Annotated in this window: 17 protein-coding genes; 8 read left to right on the top strand and 9 right to left on the bottom strand. The window is 45.2% G+C overall.

Annotated elements, in window-relative coordinates; all coding sequences use genetic code 11:
- Positions 1-7: 7 nt before the first annotated feature.
- Positions 8-1,684 (bottom strand): ribulokinase, encoded by a 1,677-nt coding sequence (locus DYD21_RS07275; RefSeq protein ID WP_116034728.1) that lies wholly within the window; start codon positions 1,682-1,684, stop codon positions 8-10.
- A 367-nt stretch (positions 1,685-2,051) separates the two neighbouring features.
- Between DYD21_RS07275 and DYD21_RS07280 the strand changes: the two genes are divergently transcribed.
- From DYD21_RS07280 to DYD21_RS07295, 4 genes are all read left to right on the top strand, one after another.
- Positions 2,052-3,227 (top strand): 3-dehydroquinate synthase, encoded by a 1,176-nt coding sequence (locus DYD21_RS07280; protein ID WP_116034730.1) that lies wholly within the window; start codon positions 2,052-2,054, stop codon positions 3,225-3,227.
- An 8-nt stretch (positions 3,228-3,235) separates the two neighbouring features.
- Positions 3,236-4,453 (top strand): metabolite traffic protein EboE, encoded by a 1,218-nt coding sequence (gene eboE, locus DYD21_RS07285; protein ID WP_116034731.1) that lies wholly within the window; start codon positions 3,236-3,238, stop codon positions 4,451-4,453.
- 51 nt (positions 4,454-4,504) lie between these two features.
- Positions 4,505-5,881 carry an alkaline phosphatase family protein gene (locus tag DYD21_RS07290; RefSeq protein ID WP_116034733.1) on the top strand — a complete coding sequence of 459 codons (1,377 nt, stop codon included), beginning with the start codon at positions 4,505-4,507 and terminating at the stop codon, positions 5,879-5,881.
- Between the two features lie 477 nt (positions 5,882-6,358).
- On the top strand, positions 6,359-6,568 hold the full coding sequence (locus DYD21_RS07295; protein WP_116034735.1) for an addiction module protein: 210 nt from the start codon (positions 6,359-6,361) through the stop codon (positions 6,566-6,568).
- Positions 6,569-7,046: 478 nt separating this feature from the next.
- On the opposite strand, the gene DYD21_RS07305 is transcribed toward DYD21_RS07295, so the two are convergent.
- The gene (locus tag DYD21_RS07305; RefSeq protein WP_147303517.1) at positions 7,047-7,784 is read right to left on the bottom strand and encodes a hypothetical protein; all 738 of its coding nucleotides are present in this window, start codon (positions 7,782-7,784) and stop codon (positions 7,047-7,049) included.
- 337 nt (positions 7,785-8,121) lie between these two features.
- Here DYD21_RS07305 and DYD21_RS07315 point away from each other — a divergent pair, with 337 nt between their 5' ends.
- Positions 8,122-8,778, top strand: a complete 657-nt coding sequence (locus DYD21_RS07315) for an HAD family phosphatase (protein WP_116034743.1) — start codon at positions 8,122-8,124, stop codon at positions 8,776-8,778.
- 60 nt (positions 8,779-8,838) lie between these two features.
- On the opposite strand, the gene DYD21_RS07320 is transcribed toward DYD21_RS07315, so the two are convergent.
- From DYD21_RS07320 to DYD21_RS07335, 4 genes are all read right to left on the bottom strand, one after another.
- Positions 8,839-9,969 (bottom strand): Gfo/Idh/MocA family protein, encoded by a 1,131-nt coding sequence (locus DYD21_RS07320; RefSeq protein ID WP_116034744.1) that lies wholly within the window; start codon positions 9,967-9,969, stop codon positions 8,839-8,841.
- 221 nt (positions 9,970-10,190) lie between these two features.
- The gene (locus tag DYD21_RS07325) at positions 10,191-11,039 is read right to left on the bottom strand and encodes a sugar phosphate isomerase/epimerase (protein WP_116034746.1); all 849 of its coding nucleotides are present in this window, start codon (positions 11,037-11,039) and stop codon (positions 10,191-10,193) included.
- Between the two features lie 48 nt (positions 11,040-11,087).
- A complete protein-coding gene (locus DYD21_RS07330) occupies positions 11,088-11,642 on the bottom strand; it encodes a plastocyanin/azurin family copper-binding protein (RefSeq protein ID WP_116034748.1) in 555 nt (184 codons plus the stop codon).
- Between the two features lie 144 nt (positions 11,643-11,786).
- Positions 11,787-14,744 (bottom strand): PVC-type heme-binding CxxCH protein, encoded by a 2,958-nt coding sequence (locus DYD21_RS07335; RefSeq protein WP_116034750.1) that lies wholly within the window; start codon positions 14,742-14,744, stop codon positions 11,787-11,789.
- A gap of 516 nt (positions 14,745-15,260) precedes the next feature.
- Here DYD21_RS07335 and DYD21_RS07340 point away from each other — a divergent pair.
- The 3 genes from DYD21_RS07340 (at position 15,261) to eboC (ending at position 18,124) form a co-directional block, all read left to right on the top strand.
- On the top strand, positions 15,261-16,166 hold the full coding sequence (locus DYD21_RS07340) for an EboA domain-containing protein (RefSeq protein ID WP_116034752.1): 906 nt from the start codon (positions 15,261-15,263) through the stop codon (positions 16,164-16,166).
- 73 nt (positions 16,167-16,239) lie between these two features.
- Positions 16,240-17,160: a TatD family hydrolase gene (locus DYD21_RS07345; protein ID WP_348636180.1), complete on the top strand. Its 921-nt coding sequence runs from the start codon at positions 16,240-16,242 to the stop codon at positions 17,158-17,160.
- A 28-nt stretch (positions 17,161-17,188) separates the two neighbouring features.
- Positions 17,189-18,124, top strand: a complete 936-nt coding sequence (eboC, locus tag DYD21_RS07350; RefSeq protein WP_199535485.1) for a UbiA-like protein EboC — start codon at positions 17,189-17,191, stop codon at positions 18,122-18,124.
- A gap of 155 nt (positions 18,125-18,279) precedes the next feature.
- Here the strand turns inward: eboC and mltG are convergent, their stop codons facing one another.
- The 3 genes from mltG to DYD21_RS07365 all read right to left on the bottom strand — a co-directional run bounded on the left by mltG (position 18,280) and on the right by DYD21_RS07365 (position 21,326).
- The gene (mltG, locus tag DYD21_RS07355; RefSeq protein ID WP_116034754.1) at positions 18,280-19,341 is read right to left on the bottom strand and encodes an endolytic transglycosylase MltG; all 1,062 of its coding nucleotides are present in this window, start codon (positions 19,339-19,341) and stop codon (positions 18,280-18,282) included.
- A gap of 111 nt (positions 19,342-19,452) precedes the next feature.
- The gene (locus DYD21_RS07360) at positions 19,453-20,856 is read right to left on the bottom strand and encodes a hypothetical protein (RefSeq protein WP_116034756.1); all 1,404 of its coding nucleotides are present in this window, start codon (positions 20,854-20,856) and stop codon (positions 19,453-19,455) included.
- Positions 20,856-21,326: an HD domain-containing protein gene (locus tag DYD21_RS07365; protein ID WP_233505491.1), complete on the bottom strand. Its 471-nt coding sequence runs from the start codon at positions 21,324-21,326 to the stop codon at positions 20,856-20,858. Before DYD21_RS07365 ends, DYD21_RS07360 begins: the two co-directional genes overlap by 1 nt.
- Positions 21,327-21,366: the final 40 nt, after the last annotated feature.

Here is a 21,366-nt window from a genome sequence, read left to right on the forward strand (position 1 = left end):
CAGATATTCAGTTTTCTTTTATTTCGGTTCGATCTTCCATCACACCGCCAAGTGAGCGGTATCTGCTGTATAAAATGTCATACGCAGCGGCATTTTTTTCGCGGGGTGAATATTCATGTTCAAACCCCCGGCCCATCGCCTGCTTTGCTTCTTCCACCGAAGAGAAAAGCCCGGCAGCGGTAGCGGCAAACATTCCCGCGCCAAGAGCGCAGGTCTGCTCACTTCGCACAATCCGGATCGGCATCTTTAAAATATCGGCCAGTGTCTGCATCACATAGGGAGATTTTTTTGCCACACCGCCCAGGCCGATCACACCTTTGATCGGCACTCCTTCATTCTGAAAACGCTCCACAATCGCACGGGCCCCAAAACAGGATGCTTCCACCAGGGTTTTGAAAATCTGTGCAGAACTGCTGCTGAGATTGAGTCCTTCAATCGCTGTGGTTAGTTTTTGATTGGCATCCGGAGTGCGTCTGCCATTGAGCCAGTCCAGCGCCACGGGATCAGTCTTTTTCACTTCAATTTTTGAGGCTTCCCCGGACAGGTGTTTGATCAGGTTATCGTCCAGTTCATTCTGTAAGCGCTTTTTCGTTTGCCCATCAATAAGATCTGTTTCATCGAGCAGACGATTTACCGGCTGAATGATGAGCTGTTTATACCAGGCGTAGATATCACCAAAAGCGGACTGACCCGCCTCGAGTCCGATCATCCCTGGAATTATGGAGCCGTCAACCTGACCACATATTCCGCGGATCAGTTTGCCGTCCAGATCTTCCGGCGGGGCGATCAGCATATCGCAGGTGGATGTCCCCATCACTTTACTGAGGTAATACGGCTCAATTTCACCACCAACTGCTCCCATATGCGCGTCAAAAGCACCTACGCCTACAATTACTTCGCTATGCAATCCGGTTCGTTCCGCCCATTCCGGCGAAAGAGTTCCGGCCGCATTATCTGAAGTTTCTGTCTGGTCATACAGTCTGCTCCGGAGCCCTGAAAGCAGCGGATCAAGCTCTGAAAGAAAATTTTCTGAAGGCAGGCCATTAAATTCTTCGTGCCACATCGCTTTGTGGCCTGCAGCACACCGGCTTCGTTTCATCTCGGTCACGTCCTTACCGCCGGTGAGCTCAAACGTAATCCAGTCGCAATGCTCTGCCCATGAGTAGGCTTGCTCTCTCACATCTGAATCCACACGAAGGATGTGGAGCATTTTAGCCCAGAACCATTCAGATGAATAAATACCGCCCACATATTTTGTAAAATGTGGTCCATCCCAGGAATCTGCCAGACGATTGATCTCTTCAGCCTCAGCTATTGCTGTGTGATCTTTCCACAGCACAAACATCGCGTTGGGATTCTCCTCAAATCCATCAGTAAGAGCAAGCGGGCGCCCTTCCCTGTTTACAGCTACCGGTGTAGATCCGGTAGTATCCACCGATATTCCCTTCACATTTTTTTTCTCTTCATCAGAAAGACCGGAAACTACTCCTTTGATAACCGCCTCCGCACCTTCAATGTAGTCGAGCGGGTGCTGACGAAATCGATTCTCTGCCGGATTACAATATTTACCGTCGGCCCAGCGGGTATATTCATGCACAGCTTCAGCGATTTCATTGCCGTTTATATCGAGCAGAAGCGCCCGAACTGAATCCGAACCAAAATCAATTCCGATAACGAAGGCCATAATAAAATCCTCACTAATTTTTAACCGGCGTTAGTTTTATCCGGTGTTTCCCTGCCTATTGAATGTATAGTTATAGATGTTTAAGTGTTATTGTAACACTTTTCATGTAATGCTACAAATAAAATAGAAGCAATTCGCATGTATGCAAATAGAAATCTTATAGCTTTTCAAAACAGGTTGCACAGGATCCTTTCAAACGCTGAAGCTGTTCGGAATGTTAAATTTATGAATCCGGTATAAATGTAAAAAGTGTTCCGTTTTCTTCATTTTTTGATCGCATTCATTGTATACTATCACGATATTGACAAGCTGAGATTCAAATTTATCTCACGTCAACTATTTACCTCTAAAATTGCAGTTGCAGTTCATGAATACCATCTCACAGAATTTTAGCGTCTCCTTTTCGTACAATGTTGAGTTCACGGAAGGGCTTTTTGAACCGGATAATATTCTCTTCAAAAATACACTAACCAAAAATCTGGGTGGTCCCCGGCCAAAAGTACTGTTTGTTCTGGATGAGGGCATGGCGGCCAAACACCCCCATTTGAAGAAAAATATCCAGGCATATGCCAATCACTTCAGAGATGAATTCACTCTGGTTGATGATTTCGTCACCATTCCGGGAGGTGAGGCCTCGAAGAATAATCCGGCTCATGTTCAAACCATTCTTGATGCAATTGAAAACGCTGATATCGACCGACACAGCTTTGTGACGGTAATTGGAGGCGGTGCCGTGATCGATACCACAGGTTATGCTGCAGCCATCGCACACCGGGGCATTCGCCTTGTTCGAATCCCAACCACGGTACTGGCTCAAAATGATGCCGCTGTGGGAGTTAAAAATGGGGTGAATGCCTATGGAAAGAAAAATTTCCTCGGCACGTTTGTCCCCCCTCATGCCGTCTTAAATGATTTCAATTTCCTGAAGACACTTGATAACCGCGACTGGCGGTCCGGTATTTCAGAAGCGATTAAAGTGGCGCTGATCAAAGATGAAAACTTCTTTGAGTTTCTTGAAGAAAACGCCAAGGCGCTCAACAATCGCGATATTGAATCGATGAAAAAGCTGATCCACCGTTGTGCAGAACTGCACCTGGAACATATCAGCACAGCGGGTGATCCATTTGAAATGGGCTCATCCCGCCCGCTCGATTTTGGCCACTGGGCCGCGCATAAACTGGAGCAGCTTACAAATTATGAACTACGCCACGGGGAAGCGGTTGCGATCGGAATATCCCTCGATACAGCCTACTCCCATCTTAAAGGTATGATCTCTGAACAGAGTATGAACCGGGTTCTGAATGTGTTTAAAGATTGTGGTTTCTCTCTCTATGTGCCTGAACTGGAACACGAATTTGAGAATCCGGATAAAGCTGAGTCGGTTCTGCACGGTTTGCAGGAGTTTCGTGAACATCTTGGCGGGGAGCTTACTATTATGCTCCTCGAAAAAATCGGAAAAGGCACCGAAGTTCATGAGGTGGATACAGATCTCTACAAAAAAGCGATCCAGATTCTTGAAACGAATGAAAAAGAACTCGCCTGATCCAACTTATGAAACTCTCAAGCACTTCCGGCGCACATCTCACTTATTGCTCCAACATCCATCCCGGCGAAACCTGGGATGCGCACTTCAACGAACTAAAAACCTATCTGCCTGAACTGAAACAGCGCCTCTCCCCTGACGCGCCTTTTGGAGTTGGACTTCGCCTCTCCGCCAAAGCAGCCGGGGAACTCAAAGATGAAAACACCCGAAATCGGTTTAAACAGTGGCTGGATGATGAAGGACTCTACCTGTTTACCATCAATGGGTTTCCATACGGCAGTTTCCATGGTGAGAGAGTGAAGGATAACGTTTACAAACCGGACTGGAATCACCCCGAACGACTCGATTACACCCGGGATCTGATTTATATACTTGCCGATTTGCTGCCCGATGGAATCGAAGGCGGAATTTCCACTTCCCCCATCTCCTACAAATACTGGAATCACGGCAACCGATCCGATGAACTTTTTAAGAATGCAACACAACGTCTTGCCGAAGCGGCTCACACCATGGCACAGGTTGAAGAAAACCGCGGAAAATTGATACATCTGGATATTGAACCGGAACCCGACTGCACTCTTGAGAACGGCTCGGAGACCATCGATTTCTTCACAAACTGGCTCTTTCCTGTAGGCAGCGATTATCTTGCACAGCAATATAAATACGGCAGAGAAGAGGCCGAGCTGCTCATCAGGCGCCACATACGGGTCTGCTATGACACCTGTCATTTCGCCCTGGCATACGAAGATCCGAATCAGGCTGTTCAGGAATTGCACAACGCCGGAATTTTGATCGGAAAAACGCAGATCAGTGCCGCATTAAAAGTTTCTTTGGGAGACCCCGATCAGCGGAAAAAGATGGCTGAACGGCTCGAGCGGTTTGATGAACCCGTTTACCTTCACCAGGTCATCGCCCGAAAAGAAGATTCCACTTTTAAACAGTTCCGGGATCTGCCCGATGCGCTTAATTCCATTCATGATGAAACTGTAAAAGAATGGCGAGTCCATTTTCACGTTCCGGTTTTTATTGACCGGTTTGATGAAATGAGCTCCACGCAGGATCACATCAAAAAAAGCCTGAAACCACTGCTTGATAAAGCAGTGTGTAAACATTTCGAAATTGAAACCTACACCTGGGATGTGCTGCCGGATCATCTGAAATCAGACCTCGCCGATTCAATCGAACGGGAGTATCGGTGGACTCTTGAGCAATTTGAGACTCTTTAATCAAATCCCGCTCAACATCACAAATCTTTTTGAATTTTATATACAACTGTTATGAATAAGACAGCCGTCATTAATGTTGTGGGCCTCACTCCTGATCTCATCGGGGAACACACGCCGCGAATTTCTGAGTGGATTGAGAAAGGTAAAATGGCCCCGGTTGAATCGATGCTTCCTGCAGTCACCTGCTCCGTTCAGGCGACCTATCTGACCGGAGAGATGCCCGACAAGCACGGAATTGTTGCGAACGGCTGGTATTTTCGTGAGATGGATATCATCAAATTCTGGCGGCAATCCAATAAACTTGTGCAATCGCAAAAAATCTGGGAAAAGCTGAAGGCGGAGAATCCCGATTTTACCTGCGCAAACCTTTTCTGGTGGTACAATATGAACTCCTCTGTGGATTACCTGATCACTCCGCGACCCATTTACAGGGCTGACGGCGTGAAGGTGCCGGACATCTATACCAAACCGATCAAAATGAGAGATGAGCTTCAAAACAAGCTCGGCCAGTTTCCGCTGTTCAATTTCTGGGGGCCAAATACGACGATCTTCTCCAGTAAATGGATTGCCGATTCCGCCATTGAAATCGCCAAGGCTCACGATCCGACCCTCACACTAATTTACCTCCCCCACCTCGATTACAATCTTCAGCGAATCGGCCCCGATGATCCGGATATCAGCAAAGACCTCAACGAAATTGATTCCGTCTGCGGGGACCTGTTTGATTTTTACGAAGAGCAGGGAATCCGCGTGATTCTGCTCTCTGAATATGGAATTGAACCTGTTAAGCGTCCGGTTTCCATCAACCGGGAGCTGAGAAAGCATGGCCATATCACCGTTCGTGAAGAGATGGGCGGGGAAATTTTGATACCCGATACCAGCTCAGCCTTTGCAGTGGCCGATCACCAGGTTGCCCACATCTACGTAAATGATCCCGACAATATCGAAAAGGTGAAGAAAATTGTTGAAGATATACCGGGAGTCGAAACGGTTCTGGATGAAGTGGGAAAAAAGGAACATCACCTGGATCACCCAAGATCTGGTGAGCTTGTAGCTATCGCCGAGACGGATTCCTGGTTTACATACTACTACTGGCTGGATGATGAGAAAGCACCCGATTTTGCTCCAACAGTGGATATACACACTAAACCGGGATATGATCCCGCTGAACTCCTGATCAATCCGGAAATCACGTTTCCAAAATTGAAAGCGGGATTTCGACTGCTCCAGAAAAAACTGGGATTTCGCTACAAAATGGACCTGATTCCAATTGAAGGTTCTGGAGTGAAAGGATCACATGGCCGAATTCCGGCAACACCCGCTGCGGGACCAATGGTGGCTACCCAACAGACCGATCTGTTAAAAAGCGATTCGCTAAAACCAACGGATGTGTTCAACCTGATTTATAGTCATGTGACCGAATCGTGATTGGGAACAATTCATGAGTAAATTGAGAATGGATGAAATGTATTTCTGCCAATAAATTTTACACGCAGAGTTTCGCTGATTCATCCGCTGATTTTCGCAGATGATTTTTATTCTGTTCAGTATTTATCAGCGCTACTCCGCGATATACACAGCGAAAATCTGCGAAAAAACAGAACCAGGATTGATTATGTGAATGTCTATACACCTGTCCTTTTTCCCGGTTTTAATCACTCCATTCGATTGAATTGGTAAACTTTCAGGGTTTAAGAAAGCCATAATTTAAACTTATGGTTTTTTATATGGCGAACTGCCTTTCCATAAGGCGAACATTTCTAATCTTTATTTTCTATTTTTTGTGTAAACCGGACGAACTCTTTTCGTTAATAGCTATCGGTCTCAGGCTTCAGACAAAACTTAAGTGTCTATTTTTGAGTTTATTTATTACTATTATAAGTGATTCACCAACAACATAAGCTTATGAAAGAGATCATTCTTAAAGTACCCGATCAGAAAGTAGATTTTGTCCTGGAGCTCATTGAACAATTAGGGCTGGAAGTTTCCTCTGAAATAATGGAAATCCCTGAAGAGCATAAAGCTATTGTCAGAGAGCGCATGCAAAAATCTAAAGAAAACCCCGAACGTCTGCTTGAATGGGATCAGGTGAAGGATAGTTTCAGACTTGATTAATGGCATTTTCGATTAAAATCGAACCGGAGGCCAGGCGTGATATACAAGAAGGGATAGATTGGTATAATGAACAGCAAGCTGGATTAGGCCGGGAATTTCATTCGGCTGTAAAATTCCATTTCAAAAAGTTACAGGCAAATCCATTTTACCAGGTGCGGTACGAAAAAGTTCATTGCCTGCCGTTGAAGAACTTTCCATATATGATTCATTTCACTATCAATGAAATAGAACGGCATGTTATAATTCATGGAGTTTTCAATACCTTCAGAGACCCCGGCATATGGAGGGAGAGAATTTAATAGATATAATATGTTACGCTCTGAAGAATCTTTCACCACTCTCGCTAAATTTTCCTATTGTTCGAATACGTAGCCTTTTTATTTAAATCGTTGTTTGGGTTCAAATACAAGATAATAAACATGCCTGTCAACGAAGCCTTCAGCATCGTATATCCATAATGAAGACTGAGTAAATAAGATCATTTACCGGACAAATTCTGAATAAACTCCGCAGCTGATTCAACCCGATTCAGCAGTTGATCTTCTGCAAATTGGTGGTACTCATCTTGTAACTGGTCGACATCATCCCAGATCGTCAGAAAGAGCTGTACCGGTGATACAAGATCATTGGGATCGGGAGTCAAGACTCCATTTTCACCGTCGAAAGTAAGTCGGGTGCCGTTTTCGGGATGATGATAAAACAGCGCCCATCCTGCAGCCGGATCAATCAGCATAGACAGGTCATCCCGTTGTATCTCTTCTGATAAATCACTTTCGGATTTCCCATTGGAAATTTCAATCCAGTCGCCGTTGTTTGTCGGGCCGAGGAGCGCATCACCCCGCATAAACTCAAGACGCCCGTCGCTGCTTTCGGGCCATGTGAGCTGCTGAATAATGTTGTTCTCTTCATCACGCAGAATGATTCGGAGGGGTGTTCGCAGAATTTCCAGGATATGGTCCCCGACTGACCCACGAACCGGATCCATAATCGTGCGGCTATTCCACAGTGAACGGCTGTCGTATTCTTTCAAAAATGGAGATGCGGGCAGATCTTCAGGTGTGCTGTGAATGGTTTCAAGCGGATAGAGCGTGATTTCAAACGTTCGGTCTGTAATGCTGGCTACGGATAGAATCGCATGATTCCCTGCATACCGGATGACAGGATCGGTGATTTCACTGCCGATTGATTCAACAAGGCTATCAGCTAAAACAGGCAAAGACAGTAAAACTAAACAGGTAAGGATCGAAAAATATTTAATCAATGGATTGTATTTTTTTTGCAGATAGATGACGGTGAAGTTAACCGCTTTTTAATCAAGATATTGCCATCCTGAAAGCAGATTGGAATTGGGCCGGAAACATCTCTAAATTTACGAAATTGATAATGATTCCTGAATTTGATTATTCGTGAATTGTCATAGATTATCAGTCCTGCAAGATTCATCGGATGAGTCAACTATGAATCATAAATTGAATTTTAACACCTCGATTTTTCGAAAAACCTACCCGATGAGGTTGACAAAAAAAATCATCTAACCACCTATAAATATTTACATGAAACACTTAATGGGTACCGTATTCGACATGGACGGCGTTATTGTACACAGCAACCCGGTTCATAAAGAGACGATCAAAGAATTTTGCATCAAACATAAACAAGACGTATCAGACACATTTCTGGAAGAAAGAGTATGGGGCCGAACAAACAAAGAGTGGATTCCAGAGGTTTTTGGTGATATCTCCGCTGAAGAGTGCGAAGTACTCGCGGATGAAAAAGAGCAGATGTTTCGAGATCGGTTTGATCCAAAATCTGCCGTGATTCCCGGAATAGTATTTTTCCTTGAGAAACTCAGGAAGCAATCCATTCCGGCCGTGGTAGCAACATCAGCACCCGGTGAAAATGCAGATTTTATTCTGTCACAGCTAAACATACGAGATTTTTTCAGCGATGTGCTCGACTCATCAGACGTTGATAAAGGTAAACCGGAACCACAGGTTTACCTGAAAGCTGCCGAGCGGATCGGCCTGCCCCCTTCGCAGTGTATTGTATTTGAAGACTCCCTCGCCGGTGTGGAAGCCGGAATACGGGCCGGTTCAAAAGTTGTGGGAATCTCCTCCACACATACGCCAGAGGAGTTATCCGACTGTGCGATGGTGATCAGCGATTTCAATAACCTTAAAGTTGATGACCTGAAAAGACTAATTGAATAGTATGAAGGAATAAAAAATCAGGCGGCAATTTTAACTGCCGCCTGGTGTTTTTCATATAGATTATTTGGAGAGCGTAAACTCAGGGAGTTTTTTAATCTCACCGCCATTCATTGACGACTCGTGTGCGAGCAGTCCCACGCATGTCCAGTTTGCAGACTGAACTGCATTTGGATATGGATCACGATCCTCAACAATTGAAGATACGAATTCATGGGCAAGATGCGGATGCGAACCACCGTGACCTGCACCCTGGATAAATGAAAGGTGTGCCTGGTCTTCTGCATCGTATACACCCTCCTGGGTGAACGACTGGATTTCTTTCGGCAAACGGTGTCCGTAATCAGGCACTTTCACACGCTCCGGAATTTCAGGTTCGGGCTTTTTCGCGGTGTGAATTACAGGCTCTTCACCTTCAATCAATGCCCATTCGAATGATTTTTTCGATCCGTACGCATCAAAACTCTCACGATACTGACGCGCTGTATCAAACAGCGAACGATAAATATGAGCAGATACGTCAGAGTCAAGAAGCTTAATATGGGCGGACTGAACGGCAAACGGGCACCCGGATTTCTCAATCAGGTCATCGCTTATTTTTCCGGATCCAAAGCAGGATACATATTCAGCAGACTTATTCATCAGGCCGAGAACCGGGCTCACAACGTGCGTTGCGTAATGCATCGGTTTCATCCGCTCCCAGTATTCAGGCCATCCTTCCATATCCTGTGGGTGGCTTGCCTGCAGGTACTGAATATCTCCCAGTTCGCCTTTCTCATAAAGCTCTTTTACAAAAAGGAATTCGCGGCTGTAAACAACTGTCTCTGCCATAGTGTACTTCAGGCCGGTTTCTTTAACCGTTTTTACAATCTCTTCGCAATCTTCAATGGTGGTCGCCATTGGAACCGTACAGGCCACGTGCTTGCCTGCCCGAAGTGCCATCAGGGTATGCTCGGCATGCATTTGGATTGGAGTGTTGATGTGAACCGCATCCACTTCCGGATCCTTCAGCATCTCTTCGTATGATGTGTAACGGGTATCAATACCAAATTCATCCCCGATCTCTTTCAGCTTGGATTCCGTACGCTGGCAGATTGCGTACATATTCGCGTTTGGATGTTTTTGGTAGATAGGAATAAATTCAGCTCCGAATCCTAATCCTAATAAAGCAACGTTTACCTTTTTGTTCGCCATAATTTTTTTCGTTTAGTTAGAGTTTACAGGTTTAGAGATCTGATCAGATGAACAGATCTGTTTGTATATTTGCGATGTACCACGTTGCGAAGCATAAATTGTGCAACGTAGTTCTGCAGGATCAAAAAGTAGCACTGATCCTTAATTTTACAAGCTTTTGACAGCCTGCCTGTTTATCGGATAATCAACATATTCTAAAATCTTCAACACTCCGCAGAAGATTATCCAAGCAGTTTTTTTATGAAAGCGAGTCCGTCTTTTGCAAGCTTATCCGGGCTCTCGGCAAGAGGACGCCAGATGGCAGCAGCTTTTGCCAGGAGCTCATTATCCGGTGAGAATGTTTCGATAATCACGTGTTTATCGTACCCAATCTCGTTAAGAGCTGATGCGATTCCGTCCCAGTCAAACTGACCAGTTCCGGGTGTTCCCCTGTCATTTTCAGCTACCTGCAGATGGTAGAGATGTTCACCTGCGGTTCGTATGGCGTCACCGAGATCTTTCTCTTCAATACCTGCGTGAAACAGGTCGATCATCACTTTGCATGATGGGTGATCTACACGTTTAACCACATCAGTAACCTGGCTTGTCAGATTCAAAAAACTGGTTTCAAACCGGTTAAGCGCTTCCAGACAGATTACAATATTTTTTTTCTCCGCATATTCGGCAACTTCGCGCAGCTGTGAGACAAGAAGTTTGGTCTCTTCTTCCCGTTGTTTATCATCTGATTGCCATAGGCGTCCCACTTCAGAAGCGAGGGGTCCAACAAATAGTGTTGATCCGAGTTTTTCTGCTGCATCCAGTGAATCTTTCATATACTGTATGCCGTCATCCCGTACGGATTTATCAGGATGAATCAGATCTCTTCCACCGCCCATTGCGGCACAGGTTGTGATCGATAAACCACTATCTTCAATCGCCTTCCTGGCTCTTTCGCAATCCAGCGATGCGGGATCTTCAATCGGTAGTTCAACCGTATCAAATCCGAGTTCAGCGATTTTAGGTGCGTAGTTTTCAATTACTTCATTTGTTACAGGAGACGTCCAAAGCCAAAGGCTGACACCAAATTTCATATTTATTTTTTTGATTGATTAAATTTTTAATTCAATTCGTGCGTGTAATTACCGGGAGATCAATCGTCCCTGCATCTGTGTAAAGTGTCCGGGATAAGTACAGATGTATGGATATGAACCGGGTTCTTCAGGAACAGTAATCTTTACATCAACCGTGTCACCCGGAACGGCGAGGGATGTATAACCGAAAATTCTATCCATTTTATCTTCAGGAACATATTCATTTTGGTAAGCCTGAAGAGCTGCAACACCAACGGGACGAATATCATCTTCTGTGTAAACAAACAGAATATTATGAGGCATCGTGCTTGAATTTATATAGCGGATGGTAAGTTCAGAACCCGCTTCGGCACGGATTTCAGTGATATCATAACTCAAATCACTTCCTTCTGATCTTACTTCAAGAGTATCCCCCGGTTCAACCGTAACGGTTTTTCCATCATTAATAAAAGTCTCCGCCTCAGCAGATGCATTCATCTCATGAGAAGAATGTGCATTTGTTTTGCTATTCGAATTATGATCGTTCATAACATATCCGGTAGCCGCAACTGCGAATACCATAACGATGATACTTGTTGTGAAGGTAATTATTGACTGCTTCATTTGATTCTATATTTGGCAGTTTGCCGGCCGTACACTTCCGGATTCTGCTATGATTATTATTTGATTTAAAATAAACCGGGAAGATTCAGATTTGTTGTCTTCCCGGCTACTAAATCATTTACTACTGTGTACTTTATGATGTTACTATCTGTTCCCAAATATATCGGACGACTCCCATTTCTCAGCAAGTGCATCCAGGTGTTCGTCGTATTCTTCCGGAAGATTTGCTCTCAATGAACTGAGTGAATTCCGTTCGCTATCGCTGAATTGCGGAGCTTCTCCTTCCGGCCATCCTTCAGCCAGTCCTCCAACAAACGCCGCTCCAAGTGTGGGGTCGGCATCAGGCAGACCTGACAAATATTTGCTTACATCTCCGTTGTATTCACCAAGTGCATAATGGCCCCCAACGCGTTCCATTGCAGTTGCAACATTTTCTTTATACGTGCTGTCTGCAGATTCCGGGAGATGTTTTGTAAATACGTGATCCAGAAAGCTCACTTCATTTTTTGCAGCCGCCGCGGATGCTGCATCACGCAGCCAGCGATCGTTAGCATTCTCAGACATCACAATCATTTCAGCAACGGCCTGTCCGGCTTTATCAGATGCTGGCATTTCAGCGAGAGCAAGAAGTGCAGCCAGACGCACATGCAGACTGGATGACATCATTGTAGTTGCCGGCATAGTATAACCCATATCACCCGGAGCTTCTGGGTTCGGCACAAAATCAGCGGCCAGCACAAGATCACGTGCTGTTTCATTTCTTGGGAGTGTCATCAGTGCAGCACGGCGTACAGCATTGGCTGGATGATGGAGTGCGCCCGCAGCAACATCAAATGCTTCAGCGTTATTTCCATCAAGTGCTCCAAGGCCATGCATGGTCCAGAGCGCATGAAGTGCTCCGGGATTGAGCCCAAGCTGATCGACCGAACGGTCATTGACCATTTCGTAAAGATCCGGCAGAACATTCGCATTGCCATTTTCTACCAGCAGACGCTGTGCAGTGAGTCTCCAGAACATATTAGTATGTGTAAGAGCATCAACAAGGTCCGCTTCTGTTGCATTTTCAAGCGAGAAATTTTCATCAGCGTTTTCATCACCTTTATATACGATACGGTAAATTCGTGCATGCTCAACATCACGGAGATCGGTTACATATGCGTTTCCTTCACCCCGCTCCCATCCGTTTGGAAATGGGTTGTGCTGAATAATGATGTTATACCAGTCAACCATCCAGAGCGCTCCGTCAGGCCCAACTTTAGTTTGTGTTGGAGAAAACCATTCATCCAGGCTGGACAGGAAATTCCATGCATTGTGCGCATGATAATGGCTTCCTTCTTCTTCCAGGATAAACTCACCCAAAAGTTGCCCGGTAGGCTCACCAACAAATGCCCGGCTATTCCAGTATGACTCGGGATAGTTTCTCGCAGTATAGATATGGAAACCAGACCCGGCTGTGTAATGCCCATGCTGGTCAACCTGGCGGATTTCTTCCATAATTGGATAAATTTCAGATGTATTCGCAATCATCGGTAAAGTAGGAGTACTTCCAACACCGCGAATTCCACGGTAAAACCGGTTAGGCACCGCACTTTGAACTGCGGGATTACGGTTCGCTGTTGAGCCAAATACAAAGCCTTCTTCGTTAAATCCAAGTCCCCAGGTGTTATTCGAGGTATTTGAGATATACTCCAGGGAGTCTGCGTTTGGTGTGAAACGGTAAAATCCACTGCTAAAACGATGCCTTTCATTTCCTACCGTTCCATCAAATGCGGAATATCCTACAGCTCCCCAAATATGGTTATCAATTCCGTATTGCAAGTTACTTGGGCCGGCATGCGTGTCAAAATCACCCCAGCCGGTCATAATCACTTCTTTATGATCTGCTTTTCCATCTCCATTTGTATCCTGCAGGAAGAAAAAGTCTGGCGCCTGGGCTACAATTACCCCACCATTTGCAAGTACGAGACTGGTTGCAATATTTAAACCTTCAGCAAATACGGTAATCTCATCTGCTTTGCCGTCGCCGGTAGTATCTTCCAGAATTTTAATACGGTCATTCCCTTCCCGTTCATCTTTAAAATCGTTGGGATAGTCAACTGTCTCAAGAACCCAAAGACGACCTCTTTCATCCCATGTCATATCAATGGGGTTTACGATATCGGGCTCAGATGCAAAAAGTACAACTTCAAAATCGGGATCTACAACGATATGCTCCCGCGACTCTTCGGGTGAAAGTGGTAGCTGCACCTGTGTGATCGGATCATCAACTGTTCCCCAGCTTTCTCCTGCGGGATAATTCGGGAGCTCTCCGTCGCCAAATGCCAGTTCAGGCTTAGAAAAATCGGCATCCAGTGCCCAGTCGCCGGCTGTCCAGCGAAGACTATTTTGCAAAAGCTGCTTAAATCCATCATTCGACCACGTTCGCTCATCATGGCCCCAGGCGGTATAAAAAACCCTGCCATCTCCATGATTGCGAACCCATGTCCACGGCTCTTCGTGATCCCCTTCAACCCGAACAGAAAGTACGGTTCGATCCGGATTATGCTTCATATGAACATATGTTTCATCCCAGCTCTCAATTTCAGGAACTCCTTCCAGAACAGGATGATCAGAAACCACCTGGCGTGTTGAAAAAGTGCCGGCACCATGAGCTTTAAAAGCTCCGCCAACCAAATTTACAAATGCGTCTGAATCGTTAAACGAAGCGGACGCGGAGTGGAGAGCAACAAATCCACCGCCATCAGCAATATAGGAAAGAAGAGAATGCTCCTGCTCCCTGGTGAGTCCCGACCGGTTTCCATAAAGCATAAAAACATCATACTTATCGAGTGTTTTTCGATTCAGGTCTGATTGCCTGTCGGTGTAGTGAACATGAATTCCATGTTCTGCAAGGTAGGGAATAACCGTTTGAATTCTTGTTTTTGGATTGTGATGGCCATCATCACCCAAAAACAATACCTCAAGAGATTTTCGTGGTTCTTCCTGTTCTGCAGTTTCAGGAGCGGACTCCTGCTGTTGCGTGGACGTCGTTTCCTGTGTTGCACAAGCCGCTATCAGCAGCAAGGCAAAGATAGTACTGAATTGTAGTAGGTAGTTCTTCATGTTTATATGGTAGGATTATCCGAGTTGTTGTATTTACTAAAACTTGTTCAAATAAGCGTAAAACAGCTTTTTCACGCAATGGATGTGATGATTAACATACTAATATCTGTTGTGATTATTTGAGATTGCTTAAAATCTGAGAAGACATAAATAATATATCATTACTCAGAGTTTTAACTTCAATTTAATTCCTGACTATAAGGCGAAGTTACCAATCCAAAAACTGCTTTGTCGTGATTCGAAACGGTTTATTGATCTCGATTAAAGTGTTACATTAACACTTCAAGTAAATACCTATTTCGGTGAATATATGCAAGCGGTTTCAATAGCCATTACATACTTTAAACAGCCTGTTTTCTTAGAATCCTGGTTTCGCAAATGTTTGACTTCAGTAACCGCTAATCGGTTATTCTTTTTAACAATCTGATCGCCGGGTGCGGTTGTTTGTTCTTTATATTAAATGCATATTTGCCCCTTATATTCTCTCCGGGTATAATATTAAATCAATTACACGAAATGAGCACTGATCATCAGAATCTCGATTTAAAAAAGCTTCGGAACAGTATCCTACAATGGCTTAAGGAACGTTTGAGTGATGAATCTTATGATAAAATTTCAACTATGTCCGAAGCACTTGCAGGAGACGCCGAAGACTGGGAAGTGTATTCATCCCTTAGTGCCGTACCCCGGTATACCGGTAAAAGCCCTCTTGAGTTAACGGATGATGAACTGAAAGAAGCCCGCAATATCCGGACCGGGTGGGATCCATCTCAGTGGAGCGTTGACCAGCTGGCCAGAACCCTGCTCCTGCTTTCGATTGCCGAACGGGATAAAGATGAATTTTTTGATAAACTTGAAAAACTTTTCATTTCCAGTGATATGGGTGAAGCGGAAGCGCTTTATCAAAGCTTACCGGTTCTTCCATATCCGGATGAGTTGAAAGATCGTGCCGCTGAGGGAATCCGAAGCAACATCACCTCAGTTTTCACAGCTGTAGCGCAACGAAATCCCTACCCTGCCGATTTTCTTGATGAAGATGCCTGGAACCAGGTGGTTCTGAAATCCCTGTTCGTACAAACGCCGCTCTATCTCATCGTCGGAATCGATCGCAGGGCCAACGATAAACTGGCAGACATCCTCGTAGAATACGCACATGAACGATGGTCAGCCGGCCGGGAAGTCTCCCCCGAACTTTGGCGTCCCGTAGGCCCGTTTATCGATGAAGCCAACCTGGAAGAGATTGAAAAAGTATTGAACCACGAGGATACACTTCACCGTCAGGCAGCAATTCTGGCACTCAGCGCATCAGAATCCAAAGCAGCCAGCAATCTCATCAAAAAGTACCAGGATGTACTGCATAACGTGCATAAGCAGGAAATTAACTGGCATCGAATCGGTGAACAATACGATGCAGCCAGGTAAAACTTTTTTTTGATGCCATTTTTTTCGAACTGAATATTTCAGCCAAACCTTTTTCATTATGAGTATCGACAATATGATGTTTATCGACCCCCACATTCACATGATCTCCAGAACAACCGACGATTACAAAGCGATGTATGAAGCGGGTGTTGTGGCCGTCATTGAACCCGCTTTCTGGCTTGGCCAGCCCAGAACAAATCCCGGTTCCATGCTTGATTATTTTAGTATGATCGTTGGCTGGGAGCGTTTCAGGGCCAGTCAGTTTGGCATTCAGCATTACTGCACAATTGGGTTAAACTCTAAAGAGGCCAACAACGAAAAACTTGCCGAAGAGACCATGGAGCTGCTCCCCCGGTATGCGAGTAAGGAAGGCGTGGTGGCGATTGGAGAAATCGGGTATGATGACATGACCGACCTGGAAGATCGATATTTCCGAAAACAGGTAGAACTCGCCAAAAAGATGGATATGCTGGTTTTGATACATACTCCCCATCGAAATAAGAAACAAGGGACACTTAAAAGCATGGATGTTTGTGAAGAGCACGGACTGGATCCCTCAAAAGTGATTATTGATCACAATAACGAGGAGACCATAAAAGATGTGCTGGAACGCGGATACTGGACGGCATTCACCATTTATCCCGGCACAAAAATGGGTAACGAACGTATGGTGGAAATTGTGAAGGAGTACGGCACAGAGCGTATTTTTATCGATAGTGCGGCGGACTGGGGCCACAGCGATCCGCTTGGAGTTCCTAAAACTGCAAAATTAATGCTGCAGCGAGGAATTTCAGAGGATGACGTGAAAAAAGTATGCTATCAAAATGCACTTGATGCCTATAGCCAGAGCGGACAAATGAATGAGAACGACTGGCTGAACCGTTCAAAAATTGATCAGCGGAAAACGTTTAGCGGCAATACGGTTCTTCGCGGCGGTTATAAGCCATATATTGAAGATGAAGATGACGCTAAAAATGATATTATCATTGAATAAACCGCATTTTAACGAATAATACTTCTCATTGAACCGATCAAATAAAACGGCTCAGAGCCCATTTTCAGTTAAACTACGTGCATCGCTTGAGCTGATGCGTCCGCCCAACATCGTCACAGCTTTTGCGGATATCCTCGCCGGGGCAGCGGCGGCGGCGGGTGTTTCGATGGTTTTCACCGGAGGAGAACTATTTCAGCAGAGTGAACTGCTCTGGCTGCTGCTTTCAACATTTGGTCTTTATGGTGGCGGGGTTGTATTTAATGATGTTTTTGATGCCCGCCTGGATGCAGATGAACGACCCGAGCGGCCCATCCCAAGTGGAAGAGTATCCAAATCAATTGCTTCCATACTTGGCGCATCACTAATTATACTTGGAATTCTTTCCGCATTTATGGTCAACCAACCGGCCGGAATGCTTGCACTTCTGATCGCCGCCTGCGCACTCTATTACGATGCCCGGGCAAAACATTCTGTACTTTTCGGCCCTCTTTACATGGGACTGTGCCGGGGAGGAAATTTGATGCTTGGAGCCGCCATTTTACCGGGTACACTCACGATTTTGTGGCCGCTTATATTCATTCCTGTTGCATACATTGGAGCGATCACTCTGATTAGTCAGGGCGAAGTGAAGGGTGGCAGTAAAACTGCAGGATATCTTGCTGCAATAGTGGTGACGCTTATTTTTAGCACTCTGCTTCTGCTCGCAATCTATTTTCCATATAACTGGCTTACCGCCCTCCCCTTTGCAGTTCTTTTTGCCGGTGTGGTGATTCCGCCATTCTTTCTGGCGGCAAAGAATCCGAAGCCCGGAACCATCAAAAAAGCGGTTAAACGGGGTGTTTTATCGCTGATCATTTTAAACAGTGCCCTTGCAGCGGGATTTTCAGGTATATGGTTTGGATTGGGGATTCTGTTGCTGCTGCCAATTTCAATTGCATGTGCAAAGCTATTCGCAGTAACCTGAGATTTTTCAATCAACCTATGGTTGAAAGCCCGGGTTCGATTTGAAGGCTTGAAATACACATCTGCAGTGATGGGTGTCCATAATCGTTAGCCCGCAAAGACTGGCGGTAATGCATAGACTTCGTATAATGATCTTATCCATCATAAAACCCGGTTTTATTGACCGGCGTTTTCCGCTTCTTCCCGTTCCCTTGCTATCCGGTACTGTTCGCGTATCCATCGCCTCCACCGCTCACTTGAGGTTCGGTGCTCTTCAAAAGTTCGGTTAAACTCGTGTGTTCCCTCCGGCGTCGCCACCATAAACAGGTAATCATGCTCTTCAGGGTTGAGCACTGCGCGGATAGAAGCTTCATCCGGGTTGGTAATTGGTCCCGGCGGCAGTCCCGCGTGAATGTAGGTGTTGTAGGGGTGATCAAAACGGTAATCTTCAAACAAGATTCGTCTTCTCTCACCCAACGCATACAATACAGTTGGATCTGCCTGAAGCAGCATATTCCGGTTCAGTCGATTTATATATAACCCGCTGATTTTTGGTTTTTCATCGCTGTGTCTCGCTTCCCACTCCACAATTGAAGCCATAATCACGATTTCATTCAGATCAAAATCACTCTCGGCAATCTGTTGATCCAGCTGGTTTTCAATTCGCTGACTGAACTCCCTGTATATTCTCCTGACTACATTCTCGGGGTTACTGGTCCAGTACATTTGATACGTATTTGGCAGCATCCTTGCGAAAAGTTCTTCCCCGGTAAGGCCCAGTTCAAGGGCAATATCGGAGGTATCAGCAAACTGAGCTGCAATGGAAGCAGAATCTGCAAACAGCTGTCGTGATAATCTCTGTGAAAAGATGGGGATATCGATCCCGCTGTGCACAATTACATTGCCCGGATCCTGAATTCCTCTTGCGAGATTGGACAAAAATGTGTCATATGAAAGTTCATAGCCAATTTCGTATCGCCCCGGCCTGAAATTTCTCCATCCAAGAATTGATCCCGCCCAAAGAAGCTCTTCACGATCGATTTCAACACCGAGGGAATCAAATTTCGCGTGGAGTTGATCAAGGCCAATTCGTTCGTGGATATGCAGCACAACGGATTGCTCGGTATCAAGTGTTTGAGGTGAGTAGAGCCGGTTGTAGCGGGATGCGAAAACAAGTGCAAGAACGGTAATAAAAAGCAACAGCGCGAACAAAAATTCGCGCAGTGATGGATAACTCATAAATCAAATTTCAGCTTAAAAATAGATCCTTAAGATACGGCATATTCTTTTGTTGAAACAACAAGACCTTGCTGATTTAAACCGCATAATAGTTTCTTCTTTAGCATCCACTTAAAAGGTAGGGTTAAACCGGATCCAAAAGTAGGGTTCGGATTCAAAGTTATTCAGCGGCCACGCCACCTCCAGGCGAAGCACTCCGTTCCCGATTCCCACACCTGCATCGTGCTGAAAACGATTCAGGGTCGCTTCGCCAAAGCCGTTGAAAAGCCCCCCGTTGTTTTCAAGGTTTTCATTCTGCTGTACCCAACCGGAATCTAAAAACGCGAGAAAGTGCATGTTATAAGTTCTCAGCCAGCGACCTGTTGTAAGTCCAGGCGTACCAATTTTCAGCTCCATGTTGCTCAGAATAGATTGATTTCCTTTATAAAATTTATACGGTGTACCACGCAAACTTCCGATTCCGCCCAGGTAAGCCGCTTTAAAATCCGGAGCCGTTCCCGTAATCGATTCCGCCCGCAATCTCCAGTTCAAAACCGACCCTTCATCTATATTAAAATAGAGTTCAGTGCCGGCCCAGTATTTTGAATACCTGTAATCTGAGTCAGTTCGCCCGTTATCGGCCAGTTCAACACCCACAAATCCAGAAATGGTAAACTCTTCAGTCAGCAGAACATTTCTCGGATTAATCGAAAGGCTGAAGCTGTAGCTGTCGATATCAATTTCATCCGCATTGGCATCTATAGGCGGGTTTGGCCGGTATGTACTGGAATACCCGAAAAGAGAAAAGCTTGTCTCCTGCTCAAGGGACGAAAAACTATCTGCATTATAGGAAAATGCCGCTTCAAGGAGTCTGTTTGTCCTGTAAACCGCGTAGATTCCAAATCCGTCGGACCGGTAATAATCCAGATAATCGTAGGAGGCAAAAAGAGAAGTTATTGTATTTTCAATCAAACCTGTACGCCAGTAATCCTCAGTTCCGGTTGCCCGGTGAAATTCAGCTCCAAGCATAAACCGTTCGCTCTCACCGAACAGCCGTTCAAGGCCAAAAGCGTATTCTACATTACCTGATGCGGTTCCTATTCCAAGAAATCCATGCGGCTGAATTTCAGGGATGGTCAAAAATGAACTGCGCCGATACCACTGCATCCGTTCTTTTTTGATTGAAATAAAAAGCCCGTTCACCCGGTTAAAATGAACCGCCGGCAGATTGGGATACTGGCTGTAAAGCGAATTACTGTAGTATGGACCCGCTTCAAATCCGCCTCCAAGATCAAGACCGGTCGATGCCAGGTACCTTGCATTTCGTTCAATCTCTGTTTCATCAAATTCAAATGCCGGGTCTTCCAGCAGTTCTTCGATTGACGGGCCAAATATTACGGAACGGCGAAATGGTTCCTCGGCCTCTTCTTCTCCTGTTTCTTCCCCGGTTTGCTGTGCATATACGTTTTGCGTGATCGGTACAAAGAGGATGAACAGTAAAAGGAATATCCAGAAACTGTTGTAATTGTATCTCATCAGTATTTTGTCTTAAAAATTTCGATCAAATTTTGGATGTGATCATGTAACGATACTCCAATCAGATTCGCGCCTTTTTCAATGTCCTTTCTTGGAACATTCTCGGCAAACCGCCTGTCTTTAAGTTTTTTAGTTACAGAACGAACTTTCATATCCGAAAATTTATTGGGCCGCATCAGGGAAACGGCATGCATAAAGCCACTGAGTTCATCACAAGCAAACAGATACCGTTCCATTTCTGTTTCTGGTTCCCGGCCTGTTCGTTCCGGCGCATGTGATTCAATAGCTTCAATAATTTCGGTGGAATATCCATTTTCTGGAAGGATATTTTCAGTGGCTTTCTTCGGGTGCTCATTTGGAAATTTTTCCCAGTCAAGATCATGCAAAAGCCCTGCCGTCCACCAGATGTCTCTAACATTAGCTGGCTTTTCAAGTTTTTGAGCATACCCCTCCATGGCATCAGCAACCATGTGGCAGTGCAATCGAAGGCTATCGGATACTACCCATTGA

It is taken from the genome of Rhodohalobacter sp. SW132, from assembly GCF_003390325.1.
Taxonomy (GTDB): Bacteria; Bacteroidota; Rhodothermia; order Balneolales; family Balneolaceae; genus SW132.